Raw genomic sequence first — 17,937 nt, 5'->3', positions numbered from 1 at the left:
GTTTCAGTCTTCAAGCGCGACCGTACGCGCGGGGTCAAATTCAAGGATGACGGCATCACCGGACTTGGCCCGGACAGGCGGCGTAGATTGCACACGGACTATGGTTTCGGGGCTGCTTGTCACCGCGACAAAAGTGTCGACAACTCCGCCGGTGAATACCGTCGCAGTAACTGTGCCCGACAGACGATTTTGTCCGTCGCGGATCGCCGCATCGGCCGGCATCAGGCGGATTTCTGACGGGCGAACCGAAACCTGGCATGTCTGCGCCTGCTGGTGCCGGGCGACGGCTCCGGATGCTGAACGGAGCAGCGTCCCTCCCGGTCCGGTGCCGGCCAACCCTGCGCCATCGTCGTGCAGGCCGTTCAGCGTCAGGATGTTGGTCAGGCCGATGAAACCCGCAACAAAGGCGTTGCGGGGGGTGTCATAGATCTCGGTCGGGGAACCGGCCTGCGCCACCAGCCCGGCGTTCATCACCACGATATGGTCCGAAAGTGCCAGCGCCTCTTCCTGGCTGTGGGTGACATAGACGCTGGTGATCCCAAGTCGTTGTTGAAGGTTGCGGATTTCAAAGCGCATCTGTTCACGCAGCACCGCATCGAGATTGCTGAGCGGTTCATCAAACAGAAGAATGCGTGGCCGCGATGCGATTGCGCGCGCCAAAGCGACCCGTTGCTGCTGCCCGCCAGATAACTGGCCGGGATAGCGGGTGCCGAGGTCAGACATGCCGACCATGTCCAGCACCTCGGCAACGCGCTGGATCACGTCTTGCTGGCCCAAGCCCTTGCGGCGCAGGCCGTAACCGACATTGTCTGCGACGTTCATGTGTGGCCAGAGCGCATAGGACTGAAAGACCATGCCCATGTCGCGCTTTTCGGGCGGCACCGTCACGCCATCCCCCGACAGGGTAACGCCGCCCACTGTGATCCGACCTGCGTTCAGCGTCTCCAGCCCGGCAATCATGCGCAGGGTGGTGGTCTTCCCGCAGCCACTGGGCCCGATCAGCGACACCATGCTGCCCGCAGGCACATCAATGTCGATGCCATGCACGGCCTTGAGCGCCCCAAAGGATTTCTGGACACCAGACAGGCGCAAATCCTGCGCCTGTCCTTCGGTTTCCGCGACATTGCTGTCGACAGGATTGGCCATCATGGCCTTCAGCGTCCCATTGCGGTGTTGAAACGATCAATCTGGCTTTCGCGCTCGCGTGCGATGAACTCTGAATCGACCGGGACGATCGTCACGTCACCAACCGCCGTACCATCGGGGAAGGTATAGGCGACATCGTTGCGAACCGGCGCGCAGCCCAGGGCATCAGGCATCAGTGCCTGCGCATCCGCCGACACGATGTAATCCAGCCATGCCTGTGCTGCTGGGGCGTTCGCGGCAGCCTCAAACATTGCGAAGGACGAGATCTCACCCGGGGAGCCTTCGGCAGGCCAGACAAGGCTGGTAGGGTCGCCCCGGTTGGCCGAGGTTTGGCCGTTTGCCAGCAATTGCACCGCGATGGGACGTTCCCCACCGGCTGTCATATCGCGGATCGTGCCGTGCGACCGTTCCAGCCGGGGCGCGTTGGCCGACAGCTTTTCAAAGTAGCTCCAGCCGTAATCGTCGCCCTTGTCAGCCATGTATTCCGAGATGAACCAGATGAACGAATGCACGGATTGCGAGCTTGCAGGATCGGCCAGTGCGATCTGATCGGCCCATTTGGGGTCCAGCAACCCGGTCCAATGGGTCGGTGCATCGGCGGCGTCGATGCTGTTGGTATTGTACTGGATCAGGTAAAGGTTCACGCAAGCAGGAACAGAGGTGCCGCTTTCATCACGTACCTCGGCGCGAACGGCATCGTAGCCTTCGGGTGTGTACTGAGCGAAGGCGGAATGCGATTGTTGCAGAGCGCCGATAGAGGCCTGGTTCAGCCCGACGACATCTGCCTGGGGGCTTCCGGCGCGCAGCTCCAGCTCCAGTGTGGACAACAGTTGTTCGCCCGGCTGCACGGACACCAGCACCTCGACGTCGGGATGCACCGCGCCGAAGCCCTCCACCAGCGCGCGCATGTGTTCGTCAGGATAGGCCGAATAGATCCGCAGTGTGCCGTCCTGTGCCGCCGCATGACCTGCAGCGAGTATCATTGCCAATGTGGCCAAAGTTACGTTCGTTTTCATCACTCTCTCCCTTGTTGATGACATTTGAACCTCTTTCACTTTCCGAAGAGGCTGTTGCTTACCGCCGCCGAACGCCGCCCGGCAAATGCCGCAAGCATGAACAGGGCTGACACGACGGCAAAGATGCACACGCCATAGGCGCAGGCGACCGCCAACCCCCCATTCCCGTTCCAGACCCCCAGTAGTGATGTGGATATGGTTTGCGTCCCGAAGCCGCGCAAAACGATCGATGCGCTGAGCTCTGGAATGGCCAGAATGAAGACCAGCAACCATGTATAGATGATGACCGGCAGCATCAGCGGAATGGTGATCCGCAAGAGCGCGCCTGCTTCGGATGAGCCGAACACGCGCGCGGCCTCTTCCAGTTCGGGGGCGATCTGAAGTAATGCCGTCTGTCCGTTCCGCACGCCGATGGGAATGAAGCGCGCAAGATAGGCGACCAGCAAGATCGCGGGCGTGCCGTAAATTCCGGTCAGGTTGCCCGGCCAGTTCAGGTATACGACGATCAACGCGAAACCGATGGCTGTGCCGGGTACTGCAAGTGGAAGGATAGACACGTAATCCAGCAGAAACCGTGCGCGGTAGCGGGTTCGCAGGATGATGTAAGAGGTCAGCACCCCGATCACCACCACAAGGCTGGCACTTGCCGCCGCCAGGGTGAAGCTGAGAACAACCGCATTCCGGATTGAAGTGTCAGACAACACCACAACAAAGTTCTCCAGCGTCCAGTTGCCGGGCACAAAACCATTGCCGATGCTTTTCATCATGCTGACGGCGATCATTGTGCCATAGGGCAGAACCAGCGCCATGAGGACATAGGCAACCCCCAGCGCTGTCAGCATATGTGTCACGATCCCCAGATCAAGCGTCCTGGCCGCGAATGCCTTGCCGCCCAAGGTACGATATCTCTCGCCATGCCGTAGCAGCAGACGTTGCACGCCAAGTGCCACGGCGGAAAGCGCGACAAGGGTCACGGCGGCGACCGATGCTGCGGAAAAGTCCAACCCCAGCATTGCCTCACGGATCGACACTGTCAGCACATCAATCCCCAGCATTTCTGGCGCGCCGTACATTGCGAGCGACGTGGCGAACGCCAGCAGCGCCCCGGCCAGCAATGCCGGACGCATCAGGGGCAACGTGACGTCGGTGACCGCGCGTAGCGGGGATGCGCCTTTCAGCCGCGCGGCCTCTTCAAGCGCGGGGTCCATATTCGCAAGGGCTGGTGTCAGAGCCAGAAACACAAACGCCACACCATTTGGCAAAGCCGTGAACACAAGGCCCCATAGCGAGAATATGTCGAAAGGTCCGGTGTTGACCTGAAGGTCCAGAAGGCTGCGCGTCAACAGGTTGGCATAGCCTGCATTGGGCCCGGCCATCAGGATGTAACCCATGGCCAACAGGAATTCGGGACTGATCAACGCCAGGATCATGGTGACGCGCACCAGACCCTTGAACCGCATGTGCGTGCGCGCTACGCCAAACGCCAGTGGCATGCCTACCGCAACGCTGAGTATTGCGATCCCCCCGGCAACGGCAAGGCTGTTGAGCGTTGCCGTCAGCATCCTGCCGTTGGTGGCGAAATCGCCATAGGCTGACAGGGTGAGCCCTTCTTCGTAGATGCTGGACAGTAAAATGGTGCCGACAGGCAGTACGATTAGGATGGTCAGCGCGATTGCTGACGCTATTGCGGCCAGCAGCGACCAGTTCCAGCCGCGGCGCAACCGTGCCGGGGCGGGCGCGGGGACGGCAGCGATGCTCATTGCGGCACCTCCGCGTCAAGGGCGTGGATGCACGTCATGCGCGTTTCGTCTTGTCGGGTTGCGCCACTTCCTGTGGAGCGGGCATAAGCAGTGCGGCTGATACAGTCGAAACGTCAGATGCCACCGTGATGTCGAAGGGAATCTGGTCGATTATGTCGCGCTGTACGTCCACGCCTGGCACGATTTCCCGCAGCACCAGTCCTTGCGGTGTAACTGCGAATATGCCGCGATCCGTGACGATAGTGACCCGCTTGCCGCTGGAAAGGCCCATTTGAGCGTTGAATGTGATCTGTTCAACATCTTTCACAAAGCGCCGGATGCGGCCCTCTTGCGCGATAACCAGCCCGTCAGGCGTCAGGGTCTCGTTCAGGCTGCCAGTGGTCAGCGTGCCGCAAAATATCAGGTCGCGCACACCATGCACGATGTTCACGAACCCACCGCAGCCGGGCATCATACCCGAGAAGCGGCTCACGTTGATATTCCCTTTGGCATCTACCTCGCCGAAGGAAAGGATCGACACATCCGGGCCGCCGCCTTCGTAAAACTGGAACACTTCGTTCTGGTCCAGAATAAGTTCGGGGTTGCGCGAGACGCCGCCGACCTGCGGCCAGCCGCCCATAGGCCCCTGTTCGACAGTAAAGTAGAGGTCGTCGCGATTGGCGCTGCGTGCCTGTTCGGGCACCTCATACATCGGTAGTCCAGCGCCGAGGTTGATCATTGCTTCCGTCGGCAGCCGGTTCACGGCAAGCCGCGCGATGAAGTCACGCGGCAGGTTGCGCCCCGACGGCGGTGTGAGCACCCGGCGCTCAGCCCCTGTCAGTACAGGGTCCTGTTCATCTTCCCATGCATCAGGCTGAACCACGATTGCATCGACGATGCGTGCGGGGATGCGGCCCATGCGAGGATGGATTTCGCCCACTTTCACGATGCGATTTACCTCGGCAATCACCTTGCCGCCGGACTGGAAGGCCGCCATTGCCAGTTCGATCGTCCCATGATCGAATGCTTCCCGATCGAAGAATAGGTTTCCACGCTCATCCGCCGCGCTGGCCTTGATCAGCGCCACATCAATGGGCAGGCGGGGGTAGTAAATCATTTCCTCCCCCTCGAGCGACGTGATGCGGCAGAAGTCTTCGTGGGCTGCCGTGTTCATCTTGCCGCCACCCTGCCGTGGGTCGACGAAAGTGCCGATCCCCACGGGTGTCGCAAACCCGGCCCGCCCGGCCGCAGTCGCGCGCAGTAGTTGGATCAGGGTGCCCATTGGCAGGTTGTAGGCGGCGGCGGCGTTCGAACTGATCATCATATTCAGCTCATTCGACGATGCACGGCTGAAGCTGGAGGTGATCACGCGTGACATCATGCCCTTGCGCGCCAGCAGATTGAGCCCGCTTGCAGCGCCACCCTTGCCGCCGCGACCACGCTCTACCATCGCAATGGCCACAACGGTCAGATTGCGCGGCGCGCCAGTTTGTACGAAACGTTCGGAAAGCGCTTCTGTCAGGGCTTCAGGGGTAACCCGGTACCCTCCCCCGGACACCGCCACAGTCGCGCCATTCGGCACCACATCTGCCGCTTCCTTAACGCTGATTATTCGCACCACGATTCTCCTGCACCTCTTGCTCTGGTTCAAAAAACGTATTTGAAAGCGCTATCATTGGCAAGATTTTAGTTTCATATATTTCAGGATATTTCCTGCATAGCTTCATTTTGATACGATGCAGAAGGTTTGGACTGGAAGAAAATTCTCCGTTTTCTTGGGCAATACGCCGTTTATTGCGACCCCATACAGGGTGCAGAAGTTTTGCGCCCATTATGTAAAGGCTTACATTTTACTTTTCTTTAGGGTTTATCTGTGGCATGGCGGTAAAGCCAATCTGGGCTAGAACCGCGGAGAGCCGATGACACATCCACTTAAGTCCGGGATCATTCCGGCACCGATCATGCCATTCACCGAAAACGCCGCCGTCGACTGGCCGACGATGGAACGTTACGTGGGGCAAATGGCGTCTGGAGGAATCAGTGCGCTTGCTATGAACATGGCCGCCGCCGAGGCGACGGCGCTGGATCACGCAGAGCAAATTGAAGCGTTGACCCGCACCAAAGCTGTCCTTGCGAGCGCCGTTCCGATGGTTTCGGGGCTGATTGCGGGACATACTGCGGGCGCGGTCGACCATGCGCGCCGCTTGGTTGACGCGGGCGCAGAGGGTCTGGTGGTCTTTCCGCCGCTACCCACCTTTATGTCGAAGCCGCTTCCCGTATCGGTGGTCACTGATTATCACGCCGCAGTGGTCGATGCTGTCGATGTCCCGATTATTGCTTTCCAGACGGCAAACGCGGGTTATCCCGTCGGAACGATACGGGCACTGGCAGAACTGGACCGCGTTGTAGCGATCAAGGACGCAGCGTTCGACATCGACAGGACCTGGGAAATTCTTGAAGAAGCGCGTGAAACTGATGGGCGTGTGGCTGTGCTGACCGGGAACGACACCTTTGTTCTGGAGGCCTTGTTGATGGGGTGCGAAGGCGCTCTTATCGGGTTGGCTGGGGCGTTCACCGCCGAGATTGTGAAGATGCAGCGTTTCGCAGCAGCAGGCCAGGCAACCGAAGCCTATACGATATGGAACGAGATCGGTCCCATCGCGCGTGTGTGCTGGTCGAACCCGTTGCGGGACTACCGGCCACGCATGAAATATGTCTTGATGAAGCAGGGTATCATTCCGACCGATGTAACGCGCGCCCCGCAAACCCGCATCTCGGACAACGACCGCCGCAAGATTGACGCCTTGTTCGACCGACACGGGTTGAGCGAAGCGAAGTACCTGCCGCAGGGTTGATTGTTCGTCCATTTAAATCAGTACCTTAAATCTGGAAGTACCATGCACGCCAAAGAAGACCACTCGGACAAGATCACCCTAGAGCGCCCTTCGGCGCATGTGGCATTGATCCGCATCGTCCGGCCCGAGAAGAAAAATGCGCTCCACAGTTCGATGGTGATCGAACTGGGACGCCTGATCGTAGAACTGGAACAGGACAACGACGTGCGTTGCGTTGTTCTGACCGGGACGGACGCCACCTTTGCCGCAGGCGCGGACATCAAGGAAATGGTAACCTTCGGCCCTCCGGCCACGTCCAACAACCCGCGTCGTGTTGCAGCCTGGCGCGCCATCGAGGGGTTTCAGAAGCCGTTGATCGCGGCAGTGAATGGCATCGCCTTCGGCGCGGGCAGCGAACTCGCAATGGTCTGTGATTTCATCATCGCCGGTGAAAATGCGCAATTCGGTCAGCCTGAAGTCAAGATTGGTGGGATGGCTGGCGATGGCGGGACCCAGCGGTTGCCGCGCAAGATTGGCGGGAATGTGGCTTCCTTCATGCTATTCACCGGCGAACCGATCGGTGTGGAGCGTGCCTATCAGCTGGGCCTTGTCGTCGAAATCTGCCCAGTGGACCAAACCGTTGCCCGTGCCGTTGCGGTTGCGGAAATCGTAGCCATGCGGGCGCCTGTTGCGGTGCGAAACACGAAGGCATGTGTACGTGCCGCCGTTGGGGCGACGCTGGAAAACGGCATCGCCTTTGAGCGTGATGCAATCTGGCGCAACAGCATGACCGAAGACCGGCAGGAAGGGATGACTGCCTTTACCGAGAAACGCCCGCCCGTGTTCACAGGCCGGTAAAGCACAGTTCAACCGGGGGGCGGCACAAACGCCGCGCCCCGGCGATAGGGCAAGACACCTGCAAAGTGTCTGCCGTCCTTCGCGCAGGCCGCTGCCGTGTAGGTTCGGATCGCAGGCAATGCGGGATCGTTCAGGCTGTCGATTTCGATCACCACGCCGCGCTTCAGGATCCGGCAGCGCAGCGTCGTGAGGTACGGTGCCATTTTATGAAGTGCGACCTCCATAGCATCGACGAAGGTCATGTCATCGGCGGAAATTGCGATTCCAGTTTCGACCCGACTGGCGAGGCAGGGTTGCGCGGGCAGATCTGACAGATCATTCAGCCCAAGGTGCGCAGCTATCGCGCGCAGTGTTTTCTTGTCGATCCCAGCCTCGACCAGCGGGTGTATGACGCGGTGTTCATCTGCGGCGATCAGGCCCGGGCGAAAGTCTTGCAGATCATCTAGATTAGCGCCTGAAGCGATGTTGCGCTCTGTCAGGCCGGCGATGCGCGCGTAGAGATTGTTCTTGCAGAAATAGCACCGGTTAATTGGGTTGTTTAGATATTGTTCGTCGGCGAACTCTCCAGCGTCGGTTTCCAGCAGCGTCCAGCCCGCGTGCGCCGCATGCGCGCGCACCCGGCGCGTTGCAGCTGTGGGCACGGCGGGTGACACCGCGTGCACCATCACGACATCGACATTGCGCGCCGCCACATGTGCAAGCGTCATGCTGTCCACGCCGCCAGAGACGGCGACGGCCAGCGGCGCGTGACGGTAAAGGACGGTTTCCAGTCGGTCCAAGGCGGCTTTGATCTCATTCATGCTTGTGGTCCCGTGTCGGTGCTTCGGCCGCTTGGGCTGCGGTGCGGCGGTGCGACAACCCTGCGATTGACGCCAGATCGTCGGACTCGGCTTTGGTCGTCTGAATGCCGTCAGGCCGGGTTGCGGTTTTGATGCGCAAGCCTGCGCGATCCCCCACAGCACGAGGCAGTGTCACGCGGGTCTCCGTGCGCCAACGCAGCCCGAGTGTTGAGGTTTCGCGAAAGATCAACGGCGCCAGTACATCACGGGACCCTGGCGTGGCCAGAATCTGAAATCCGTAGGCCGATCGGCCTTTCTTGCCGGTCAGGGTCTGCAATGTCACGTCGATCACGCCGGGCGCAGAACGGATATGATCTGCCGCGACCGCTATTTCTTCTCCCGTCATGTCGTCGATGTCAAAGGTGATGATGTCTACGGCCTCATCCCCGCCGTTCAGGTCCTGTTCAAAAACCGTTGCGCGCAAGATGTTGGGCATCCCCGGCAAGGTGCGGGTGCCTGCACCTGTCCCGTTGCCTGTCAGCTTGGCGGGACCTTGCCTTACATTGGCTGGGTCGCATAATGCGCGCAAGATCGCCGCGCCGGTTGGTGTGACACGCTCGCCTGCGATTTTGTCGTCGCGCCAACTGAATCCTTTGAGGATTTCCGTTGTTGCCGGAGCGGGAACAGGCAGCAGACCGTGTTGCGTGCGTACCAGTCCTGACCCAAGCGGCAGATCGGACACGGTCCAGATGGCTGGGGCAAGCGCTGCGGCGATGCTTCCCGCCGCGACAACATCCATCAACGAATCCCAGTCGCCAACTTCGTGGAAATGCACGTCTTCCAGCGCGACGCCGTGGATGTGCGCTTCGGCTTCCGCCAGATGGGTGAGGATCGACACGCCCTGTGCTGCGGTTCCCGGTGACAGACCTGCGCCGCTGATCCGGCGACGCAGATCGGCGAACCGGGCACCGTGCGAATGGTGGTCCGCATGGCCGTGCGAGTGCGGCGCATCACTGGGCCGAAGGCCAAACCGAAGGCACCGGATGCCCGCCGAAAAACCGGGTTCCAGCTGGGCGGTTCCGCAGCCGTCGGGCAGAACGGCTGCGACATCGGCCATGACCCGGTCTGTCAGTTCCGGGAAGGCATCCAGCAGCGCCGCGACAAACATATCGCCTGCGACGCCGCCGACAGCATCCAAGTGGATCAACCGGGTGCCTGTGTCACCTGTGGTGCTGTGCAAGGATGCCTCCTGTGTTATTGCCCGGCGGTCAAACCGGGGACAACTGTACCTGAATGGTCTTCAACTCGGTGAATTCCTGAACCGCATTTCGCCCCCGTTCGCTGCCGACACCGCTGTCCCGGTGGCCGACGATGGGAAGTTCTGGCACCCCGGCAAGGAAAGTGTTGACCTCGATGCTGCCCGCGTCAAGCCTGCGCCCCATTTGCAGCGCTTTGTTGATGTTGGTGCTCCAGACACCGGCGGCCAGCCCGTACCGGCTGTTGTTTGCGATATCGATCGCGTCGCTAACCGCGTCGAAGGTCGTGACCGTCAGGACGGGGCCGAAGATCTCATCCTGTGCGATGCTCATGTCGTTGCGGACCTCGGTAAAGATCGTGGGCTGAACGAAATGGCCGGGCAATGTCTTCGCGTGGCTGGTTTCCATCGTCCACCGGTTGGCGCCATCTCGTTCACCCTCTTTGATGTAGCCTTCGACGCGGGTCTTTTGCACCGCGCTGATAAGGGGCCCCATGGTGGTTTCGGGGTCCAGCGGGTCACCGATCCGCAGGCGTTCGACATGCGCCTGAACCGCAGCGCAAAAGCTGTCGGCGATGGATCGTTCGACGATAAGCCGCGTCCCGCCAACGCAGGCCTGTCCGGCGTTCCGGGTTGCCCCCAGCGCGACCTTCTCTGCCGCGAGCTCCAGATCGGCATCCGCGCAGACGATTTGCGCGCTTTTGCCGCCCAGTTCCAAGGATATCTTCTTCAGCTTTTCGCCTGCCTGAGCGGCGATCTTCCGCCCCACCGCTGTTGAGCCGGTGAAGGACACCATGTCAACTTCGGGCGCGGTGCACAGGCCTTCACCAAGGTCCAGTCCGGTGCCCGCGATGATGTTGACGACACCAGCGGGAATGCCCGCCTCCATCAAGAGCTCGCCCAACCTCAGGGCAGAACCCGATGTCAGTTCACTGGGTTTGACGACAGCAGAACAGCCCACGGCCAATGCAAATGGCAGCTTCTGGCTGTTGATCATCAGGGGATAGTTCCAAGGGGTGATCATGCTGACGACCCCGACGGGATTGCGCATCACCAGCCCCAGGGCGTCATTGCCGAATGTATCGTAAGTGTCCCCATAGCTGTGGCGCGCCATGGTTGCCGCATATTCCCAATGCGCAACCGCCCCGCCGATTTCCCGGTCGACGAGGCCGATGGGTTTGCCAACTTCCAGGCATTCGATTTCGCGCAGTTCGACACGGTGAGTGTCGATCAACGCTGCGACCTTGAGCAAGATGCGGGCGCGATCGGCGGAGGACATACCCGACCAGACACGGTTATCAACGGTTCGCCGCGCCGCTGACAGGGCGTCGCGCAGGTCTTCTGGCGTGGCCTTTGGGTATAGGCTGACGGGGTGGTTATGCGCCGGATTGTCCCGCCCAATCAATTCCCGATCACGAGCGGGGATGAAACGCCCATCGATCAGCGCGGCGTATTCGCGGGGTTTTTCGGGAAGTTGCAGCCGACCGGCTCCGGTTGAATGTTGCATGTAAGCTCCTTTCAGGGCCTTTAGGTGGCTTGCCGTTCGGCAAGGATCAGGTCAGCGATTCGTTCCGCGACCATGATTGTTGGAAGATTGGTGTTGCCGCTGGGAATGCTGGGGAAGATCGAGGCATCGACGACACGCAGGCCGCCCACACCGTACACCCGGCCATCGGCAGCCGTCACCGCCATGGGATCATCTTCATCCCCCATCCGGCAAGAGCACGAGGCATGCCAGACCCCAACAGTCGCGCGTCGGATAAACGCCTCCAGCGCGTCATCGTCACGCATGAGCACCTCAATGGGGTCGCCTTCCAGGATGAACGATTTGAGCAAGAACTCCCGCAAGACGGCGGGGCCATCCAAGAGCTTTGCCAGCAAGCCCGTCATCAGCCGGTTGCGAAGTGTCAGTGCCCCCACCTGCCGCACCTTGTCGCTGTAGCTGGCGGGGAAGGTGTCGCTGACAACGCCGTGCATCTCTGGGCTGAGGACAATTGCGGCGAGCCGACGATATGCCGACATCATCCGCTCCAGATCGCGCCGGTCTGACATAAGGTTAAAGTCGATCCGTGGTTCAGTGCGCCAGTCACTATCGCGCAACCGTACCGACCCGTCCTCGGAAAACGTCTTGTTGACCCAGATATTCACGGTGGCAAGCTGGCTTCCTACATCGTGCCAAGCAGATTTGGACGCAATGGATGCCGCCATGTCCGAGGGCGGCGCATCGGCGTGCCCTGATGAAAAGCGCAGCCCCAAAAGCAGATGCCGCCGGGTTCGCCCGTTAATCCGCGCCTTTGGCTTGATGTAGCTGGCAATTGCGACGGAAGGATGATCGGTCAGACGTTTGCCGACCCCCGGTCGGTCTGCGACAACCTCGATGCCGAGGTCGCCAAGCTCCTGCGCGGGCCCTATTCCCGCGCGCAACAGATGCGCGGGCGAATGCAGCGCGCCGCAGGACAGGATGACTTCGGACGCCTGGTAGTCGCGGGTTTCGCCATCCGGCCCGCGCGCGGTTACTCCTCTGCAGACACGATCGTGCATGAGCAACCCGGTCACGTGGGTTTCGGTCAGGATCGTCAGATTCGCACGGGCACGCACGCGGTAGCCAAGGTATCCAACCGCAGTTGAGACGCGGCGGTCGTACAGGTTGGAGATCGCGACCGGGTAATAGCCATCGACAAATTCGCCGTTCTGATCGTGTACATATGAAAACCCAGCGCGCCCGAAAGCCGCGGCCATGGCATTGGCATGTTCCGGCCAAAGATCTTCGCCGATTCGGGAAATCGCGATGGGGCCGTCCTGCCCGTGCAGCGGACCGTCAAAGTCTACATCGCGTTCCAGCTTGCGGAAATAGGGGAGTACCGCGTCCCAGGACCAGCCCTTGGCCCCGCGCGCCTGCCATTCGTCGTAGTCATGCGGTGCGCCGCGGTTGGCCAGTTGGCCGTTGATGGCTGACCCGCCACCAAGCACCCGTGCCTGTTCATATTTTCGCAGCGCAGGCTGGTAGTCGGGGCGATTGCTCGGAATGTTCTCGGTTGTCGCTTTCAGGTCGTTCCACAGAAAACGCGAGTTGAGATAAGCCAGTCCGGCAAAGCTGTCGAGGATAGGCGCGGGCACCCGGCCCGGTGCGGTATCCTCGCCAGCTTCGATTACCAGAATACGCAACCGCGGGTCGGCGCTGAGGCGGCTGGCAAGCACGCACCCTGCGGTGCCGCCACCGACGATGATGAAATCGTACCGGGAGGTATCGTTCGCGTGCTTTTCATCATTCATGACTGGGGGCCCATCCATCGTATCGAACATGGTCGGCAGTGATCGGAAGCTGGACGGTCTGCCCAGTCTCAGCGGCGTGGAACACGGCGCTGATCAATTCAAGCGACCGCCGTGCATCCTGAAGCGTGACGGCAAAAGCACGATCTTCTGCAAGCGCAGTAGCAAAATCGGCAAACTGCCCCGCGAAATCACGTGGGCCTAGGTGTGCTTCAGACATGATGCGTTCTGCGTGCGCCTGAAGGTCGGGGGTGCGCGCGGTGATCGTCCAAGGCTCGGCGCCCGGGTTCTTCGCCTCGGTGCCGAAGCACTGCCGCTCGATCACCAGATTTTCAAAGCAAAGCCGGATGCGCGTGACCGGCAGCGCCGACCCAAGTGTTGCCGACAACGTAGCAAGCGACCCATCCGCCATCTGGACGCTTGCAACTGCGCAGTCTTCGACTTCGATCGGATTGACCCGCGTTGTCTTGAAGCCATTGATCTGCGCCGCCGGTCCCATCAACCATAAGAAAAGGTCGTGGATATGGATCGACTGTGTCAGCAGCACGCCGCCCAATTCAGTCGCAAACTTCCCCCGCCACGGTACGTCATAATAGTCGGCACCACGTAGCCATGCGGTTTCTACCGACGACAGATAGGCCTTGCCGCATAAACCGGATGCAATCAGCGACCGTACCTTCGCGATACCATCATCGAAGCGGTACTGAAAAATTGGCATGATGCGCCGATCCGATGCGGCCTCGGCTGCGATAACCTGATCCATCAGCCGCAGCGAACTTGTGAACGGCTTCTCACAGATCACATGCTTACCTGCGGCAAGCGCGCCCAGAACCATGGAGTGATGCAGCGACGGCGGGGTGCAGATGCTTATGACGTCCAGATCTTCGGCAAGAAGTGCCGCGAAATCCTCGCTCACAACCTCGATGCCGTGGCGCAATGCGAAATCTTCGGCGCGCGCGTGATCAGCGTCGCAGCAAGCAGCGACGGTAAAGCGGTCTCGCAGCTGGGAAAACCCCCGCTCGATCTGGCTGCCTGCGACCCAGCCGCAACCTACGATTCCAACCCGCAGCGGACGCGTGGCATCATGGTTTTTGTTTTTCGTATTCATCGTGTTCGCCATCTCGTCAGGATATTTCATCGCGCTCATAGGCGCGCGTCAGTAGCTTTCCGTCGGCGTCGAAACGCAAATCTTGTAGCGGTCCTTCGGAGACATAGATTTCGCTCTGCCGGATCTGTTCCAGCAACGGCCCGGACAAAAGCACTTGGTTCAGATGCAGCGTGGATGCGACGATGCAAAGGCCCGTACTTGCATTGTCAGCCGACCAGGAGGTCGAGACAAGGGCGCGCATCACGTCAAGATCGTTCGCCAGAACTATAGGAAAACGCGATTTTTCCACCAAGGTGGAAGTCAGCGAGTTCATGTAGATCTGCCGTAGATCGATCGACGATGCTACTGACACGGTGGTGAAGTCTGCCAGGCCGACACCCAGCCCATTGCCCCCTGTCGCCTTGGAAAGCCCCAGGACTGCGATTCGTGCCACAAAGGGCGGTGGGTTGGGGATGGACCGTAAATCCGCGCGTCCGGTGACCGCGTGATCCATGCCCGCGCCAGAAATATCCTTGCCGATCTGCTCCACGGCGAGGGCATCAATATGCGAAAACGGCAGCCGCGCAATAAATGTCTTGGCCAGTTTCAACAATCGTTCGTCCGAGGCGAAGAAGTCTTCCGGTGCAACGCCTTCTATCGCGACCAGCGCTTTGTCAGAATCTTCCACCAGCGCGATGCCCAGAGCAATGGGCGAGCGGGCCAGCGCAATCCGCGCCAGCGCGGGCAAGGTGTCGCTGAGCGCAACAGGCCCGGTCCGGTGCACCGACCGTGCCCCGTCGGCCTTGCCCAATCCCACAGCGGTCATCTTGACGAGACCGCTTTCAATCGGGCGGTCGAAGGTCGTATGCGACTTCACTCGGTTTACAACGATTACGGCGTCGGCGTGGGCGGCATGTTTGTCGAATTTGCAGCGCGCGCCCACGTCCGTCTCGCCATAATCGACGACCTCCATGGAGGATCGGATCTCAACACCAAGGGCTTCTTCGGTCAGGCCAAGTTTCGCCAGTACGCCAACCTGCCCATCTGCGGTACCACCCCCGTGGCTGCCCATTGCGGGTACCACGAAGGGCAGATGCCCCATGTCTCTGACAGTGTCGATGGCTGCCCGCGCGACGGTCACGATCTGCGAGATCCCACGAGAGCCGAGGGCAATCGCCACGCTGCTGCCTGGGCGTAGTGCAGCAAGGCGCGCGGACAACTTGATGGCATCCCGTACAGCCCCCGGCACATCGGCGACGGGGGTACCCGCCTTGTGCTTCAGGTTGACCCGCGCAACCTGCGGCAGGACAACCGAATCTAGCAGCGGGAAGTGAAGTGCGGGAAACGTTGGGGAAGTCATGCGGCGGCCCCTTACTGCCCAAGGTTGCGCGGATTTGCGCGCAGGAAGTTGAAATCACAGCCGTCTTCCGCTTGTAGAACCTCGTCGAAATACAGCTTCGCATAGCCCCGGCTGACATTGACATGATCCGGTGCCGACCATTGCGCACGACGGGCCTGCAATTCCGCATCATCTACCTGTAACGAAAGCGTCCCAGCTTCGACATCCAGTGCTATCACGTCGCCGTCCCGGACCAGACCCAGTGGCCCGCCGACTGCCGCTTCTGGTGAAACATGTAGCACGATTGCGCCGAACGCGGTGCCGCTCATTCTGGCATCCGAGATACGGACCATGTCCTTGACCCCCGCCGCGGCCAACTTTTTGGGAATCGGGATATATCCAGCCTCCGGCATGCCGGGTGCGCCCTTGGGTCCTGCGTTCTGAAGCACCAGCACATCATCGGCACGCACATCCAGCGCGGGGTCGTCCAGACGCTCTGCCATGTCAGCAAGGGAGGAAAACACGACTGCCCGCCCCGTGTGACGCAACAGTTCAGGCGTGGCGGCCGCTTGCTTGATGATGGCCCCCTGCGGGGCAAGGTTCCCGCGCAGTAGTCGGATGCCACCGCCGGAATGGATAGGATCTGCAACGGTTCGCACGGCGTCCTGTGGCCAGGATTGCGGCTGTGCGTCGATCTCTTGACCCAAGGTGCGGCCTGTCACCGTCAGACAGTCTCGGTCAATCATTGTGTCGATCTCGCGCAATACCGTGACCAGTCCACCCGCCCGAAACAAATCTTCCATGTAATGCTGACCTGACGGCTTCAGATCAACCAGAACCGGGGTCTCCGCCCCCAGCGCGTCCAGTTCTTCAAGGTTCAGATCGAACCCCAGCCGACCTGCGATTGCCGCCAGGTGCACCACCGCGTTGGTAGATCCGCCGACAGCCTGCAAAACCCGCATGGCGTTGCGCAAAGACGCGGGCGTCATGATCTGTTCGGGCAGGATTCTGTCAGCCGCAAGCGACACCGCGCGTGCGCCGGTTGCCTCAGCGTGGCGCATGCGGTCGGCGTGAACGGCCGGAATCGCCGCGCCGCCGGGCAACATCATGCCCATTGCTTCTGAAACCAACGCCATGGTGCTGGCCGTACCCATCACCATGCATGTGCCGGGACCTGGCGCCAGCTTGCCGCTGATTTCTTCGATTTCAGCCTCGTCAATGTTGCCTGCACGATGCTGCCCCCAAAGCCGCCGACAATCCGTGCAAGCGCCGAGTCGTTCGCCTTTGTGGCTGCCGGTGATCATCGGGCCGGTTACGGTAAGGATCGCGGGGACTTTGGCGCTGGCGGCGCCCATCAACAGCGCGGGCACCGTCTTGTCGCAACCGCCGATGAGCACCACGGCGTCCATCGGCTGTGCGCGGACCATTTCTTCAACATCCATGGCCATTAGATTGCGCAGGTACATGCTGGTGGGATGTGAAAACGCCTCGTGCATCGAGATGACCGGAAACTCGATCGGCAGGCCGCCAGCCAGCATCACGCCGCGCTTGATCGCTTCGATCATGTCAGGCACGTTACGGTGACAGGCATTGTAGCCGGAAAACGTGTTGGTAATGCCGATGATCGGACGATCCAACGCATCGTCGGAATAGCCCATGGCCTTGATGAAAGCCTTGCGCAAAAACAGGGAAAAGCCCGCGTCGCCATACCCGGCGAGCCCTTTGCGCATACCTGTGGTTTTTTCGCTCATGATCGTTTCCTGTTCTGCGGCGCCAAAAAGTAAGCGCTTACAATGGGGAGACGTTATGATATGCTTTAGAAAATGTCCATCGCAGATCACCTATAATTTCTTAGTGTAAGCGATGAAGAATGACATGATCGGATTGTTGAAAGACAGGCCGTAAAAAGAGGGACGGTGTAGTGATCGATCACAAGCTCGACTTTGCGCGTGAGGAAAGAACGGGCGTGGCCGAGGCGATTCTGGGGTCTGGAAAATCGGCAGAGCAGATCGCCAGTATCGTTGAAACCGTGCTGTCGGCAGAAGCGCGCATGCTGATTACGCGGCTCGACCCCGAGAAAGCCCGTGCCCTGGGCCGGTTTGGAGAACAGGTCCGCTATGATGCTCTGTCGGGTACGGCAGAAGTCGGCGTGCCGCGGATCGTGTCATCCGTGCCAGCCGTTGCCGTGGTCGCGGCGGGAACTTCCGACATGTCGGTTGCGCAGCAGGCATTGCGGACATTGGCCTTCTTTGGCGAATCTGCGACGCTCTTCGCCGATATCGGTGTCGCGGGGCTTTGGCGGTTGACCGAGCGGCTGGAAGAAATCCGGCAGTTTCCTGTGGTCATTGCGGTTGCCGGGATGGAAGGTGCCATTTTCAGTGTGCTGGCTGGGCTTGTGCGTGCGCCTGTGATCGCGGTACCAACTTCGGTCGGGTACGGTGTGTCTGAAGGAGGACATGCAGCGCTTTCATCGGCTTTGGCGTCTTGTGCACCCGGGGTCTTGGTGGTGAACATCGACAATGGCTTTGGTGCGGCAGCCGCCGCATTGAAGATCCTCAACGTGGGTCGCGGATAATCGTGCCAGGCAGGCGCGCGCGGCCTTCTTCACGTTCGC

General features: G+C 60.4%; 14 protein-coding genes. 3 read left to right on the top strand and 11 right to left on the bottom strand.

Going from position 1 to position 17,937, the window contains the following annotated elements:
- Positions 1-3: 3 nt before the first annotated feature.
- Genes H9529_RS20330 through H9529_RS20315 form a run of 4 tightly spaced genes read right to left on the bottom strand, consistent with a single transcriptional unit; the run spans position 4 to position 5,519 of the window.
- Positions 4-1,149, bottom strand: a complete 1,146-nt coding sequence (locus tag H9529_RS20330; RefSeq protein ID WP_092888353.1) for an ABC transporter ATP-binding protein — start codon at positions 1,147-1,149, stop codon at positions 4-6.
- A gap of 5 nt (positions 1,150-1,154) precedes the next feature.
- The gene (locus H9529_RS20325) at positions 1,155-2,162 is read right to left on the bottom strand and encodes an ABC transporter substrate-binding protein (protein WP_176847033.1); all 1,008 of its coding nucleotides are present in this window, start codon (positions 2,160-2,162) and stop codon (positions 1,155-1,157) included.
- A 35-nt stretch (positions 2,163-2,197) separates the two neighbouring features.
- Complete coding sequence (locus tag H9529_RS20320; protein ID WP_092888359.1) at positions 2,198-3,922, bottom strand: ABC transporter permease; 1,725 nt, start codon at positions 3,920-3,922, stop codon at positions 2,198-2,200.
- 34 nt (positions 3,923-3,956) lie between these two features.
- A complete protein-coding gene (locus tag H9529_RS20315) occupies positions 3,957-5,519 on the bottom strand; it encodes a malonate decarboxylase subunit alpha (protein WP_176847035.1) in 1,563 nt (520 codons plus the stop codon).
- A 301-nt stretch (positions 5,520-5,820) separates the two neighbouring features.
- On the opposite strand from H9529_RS20315, the gene H9529_RS20310 reads away from it, so the two are divergent.
- Both H9529_RS20310 and H9529_RS20305 read left to right on the top strand, forming a co-directional pair.
- On the top strand, positions 5,821-6,756 hold the full coding sequence (locus H9529_RS20310; RefSeq protein ID WP_092888365.1) for a dihydrodipicolinate synthase family protein: 936 nt from the start codon (positions 5,821-5,823) through the stop codon (positions 6,754-6,756).
- Positions 6,757-6,798: 42 nt separating this feature from the next.
- A complete protein-coding gene (locus H9529_RS20305; protein WP_092888368.1) occupies positions 6,799-7,593 on the top strand; it encodes an enoyl-CoA hydratase/isomerase family protein in 795 nt (264 codons plus the stop codon).
- Between the two features lie 8 nt (positions 7,594-7,601).
- On the opposite strand, the gene H9529_RS20300 is transcribed toward H9529_RS20305, so the two are convergent.
- The 7 genes from H9529_RS20300 to H9529_RS20270 are packed head-to-tail and all read right to left on the bottom strand — an operon-like array spanning position 7,602 to position 17,074.
- The gene (locus tag H9529_RS20300; RefSeq protein ID WP_218132127.1) at positions 7,602-8,393 is read right to left on the bottom strand and encodes an adenine nucleotide alpha-hydrolase family protein; all 792 of its coding nucleotides are present in this window, start codon (positions 8,391-8,393) and stop codon (positions 7,602-7,604) included.
- Complete coding sequence (locus H9529_RS20295) at positions 8,386-9,612, bottom strand: LarC family nickel insertion protein (protein ID WP_223814435.1); 1,227 nt, start codon at positions 9,610-9,612, stop codon at positions 8,386-8,388. Before H9529_RS20295 ends, H9529_RS20300 begins: the two co-directional genes overlap by 8 nt.
- Positions 9,613-9,640: 28 nt before the next feature.
- The gene (locus H9529_RS20290; protein WP_092888371.1) at positions 9,641-11,134 is read right to left on the bottom strand and encodes an aldehyde dehydrogenase family protein; all 1,494 of its coding nucleotides are present in this window, start codon (positions 11,132-11,134) and stop codon (positions 9,641-9,643) included.
- 20 nt (positions 11,135-11,154) lie between these two features.
- The gene (locus H9529_RS20285; protein WP_092888374.1) at positions 11,155-12,900 is read right to left on the bottom strand and encodes a GMC family oxidoreductase; all 1,746 of its coding nucleotides are present in this window, start codon (positions 12,898-12,900) and stop codon (positions 11,155-11,157) included.
- Positions 12,893-14,035 (bottom strand): Gfo/Idh/MocA family protein, encoded by a 1,143-nt coding sequence (locus H9529_RS20280; protein ID WP_218132128.1) that lies wholly within the window; start codon positions 14,033-14,035, stop codon positions 12,893-12,895. The genes H9529_RS20285 and H9529_RS20280 overlap by 8 nt, the downstream gene beginning before the upstream one ends.
- On the bottom strand, positions 14,022-15,344 hold the full coding sequence (locus H9529_RS20275; protein ID WP_092888377.1) for a DUF362 domain-containing protein: 1,323 nt from the start codon (positions 15,342-15,344) through the stop codon (positions 14,022-14,024). The genes H9529_RS20280 and H9529_RS20275 overlap by 14 nt, the downstream gene beginning before the upstream one ends.
- A gap of 11 nt (positions 15,345-15,355) precedes the next feature.
- The gene (locus H9529_RS20270) at positions 15,356-17,074 is read right to left on the bottom strand and encodes an IlvD/Edd family dehydratase (protein ID WP_092888380.1); all 1,719 of its coding nucleotides are present in this window, start codon (positions 17,072-17,074) and stop codon (positions 15,356-15,358) included.
- A 173-nt stretch (positions 17,075-17,247) separates the two neighbouring features.
- Between H9529_RS20270 and larB the strand changes: the two genes are divergently transcribed.
- Positions 17,248-17,898 (top strand): nickel pincer cofactor biosynthesis protein LarB, encoded by a 651-nt coding sequence (larB, locus tag H9529_RS20265; protein WP_092889183.1) that lies wholly within the window; start codon positions 17,248-17,250, stop codon positions 17,896-17,898.
- The last annotated feature ends 39 nt before the right edge of the window (positions 17,899-17,937 follow it).

The sequence above is a fragment of the Roseicitreum antarcticum genome (assembly GCF_014681765.1).
Taxonomy (GTDB): domain Bacteria; phylum Pseudomonadota; class Alphaproteobacteria; order Rhodobacterales; family Rhodobacteraceae; genus Roseicitreum; species Roseicitreum antarcticum.
The sequence above is the reverse complement of the archived record's forward strand: the minus strand, read 5'-3'. Positions and strand labels throughout refer to the sequence as shown.

Excerpts from the sequence above, each read along its gene's own strand:
- H9529_RS20330 (WP_092888353.1), bottom strand. The coding sequence starts at position 1,149 with ATGATGGCCAATCCTGTCGACAGCAATGTCGCGGAAACCGAAGGACAG.
- H9529_RS20325 (WP_176847033.1), bottom strand. The coding sequence starts at position 2,162 with ATGAAAACGAACGTAACTTTGGCCACATTGGCAATGATACTCGCTGCA.
- H9529_RS20320 (WP_092888359.1), bottom strand. The coding sequence starts at position 3,922 with ATGAGCATCGCTGCCGTCCCCGCGCCCGCCCCGGCACGGTTGCGCCGC.
- H9529_RS20310 (WP_092888365.1), top strand. The coding sequence starts at position 5,821 with ATGACACATCCACTTAAGTCCGGGATCATTCCGGCACCGATCATGCCA.
- H9529_RS20305 (WP_092888368.1), top strand. The coding sequence starts at position 6,799 with ATGCACGCCAAAGAAGACCACTCGGACAAGATCACCCTAGAGCGCCCT.
- H9529_RS20300 (WP_218132127.1), bottom strand. The coding sequence starts at position 8,393 with ATGAATGAGATCAAAGCCGCCTTGGACCGACTGGAAACCGTCCTTTAC.
- H9529_RS20290 (WP_092888371.1), bottom strand. The coding sequence starts at position 11,134 with ATGCAACATTCAACCGGAGCCGGTCGGCTGCAACTTCCCGAAAAACCC.
- H9529_RS20285 (WP_092888374.1), bottom strand. The coding sequence starts at position 12,900 with ATGAATGATGAAAAGCACGCGAACGATACCTCCCGGTACGATTTCATC.
- H9529_RS20280 (WP_218132128.1), bottom strand. The coding sequence starts at position 14,035 with ATGAAATATCCTGACGAGATGGCGAACACGATGAATACGAAAAACAAA.
- H9529_RS20275 (WP_092888377.1), bottom strand. The coding sequence starts at position 15,344 with ATGACTTCCCCAACGTTTCCCGCACTTCACTTCCCGCTGCTAGATTCG.
- H9529_RS20270 (WP_092888380.1), bottom strand. The coding sequence starts at position 17,074 with ATGAGCGAAAAAACCACAGGTATGCGCAAAGGGCTCGCCGGGTATGGC.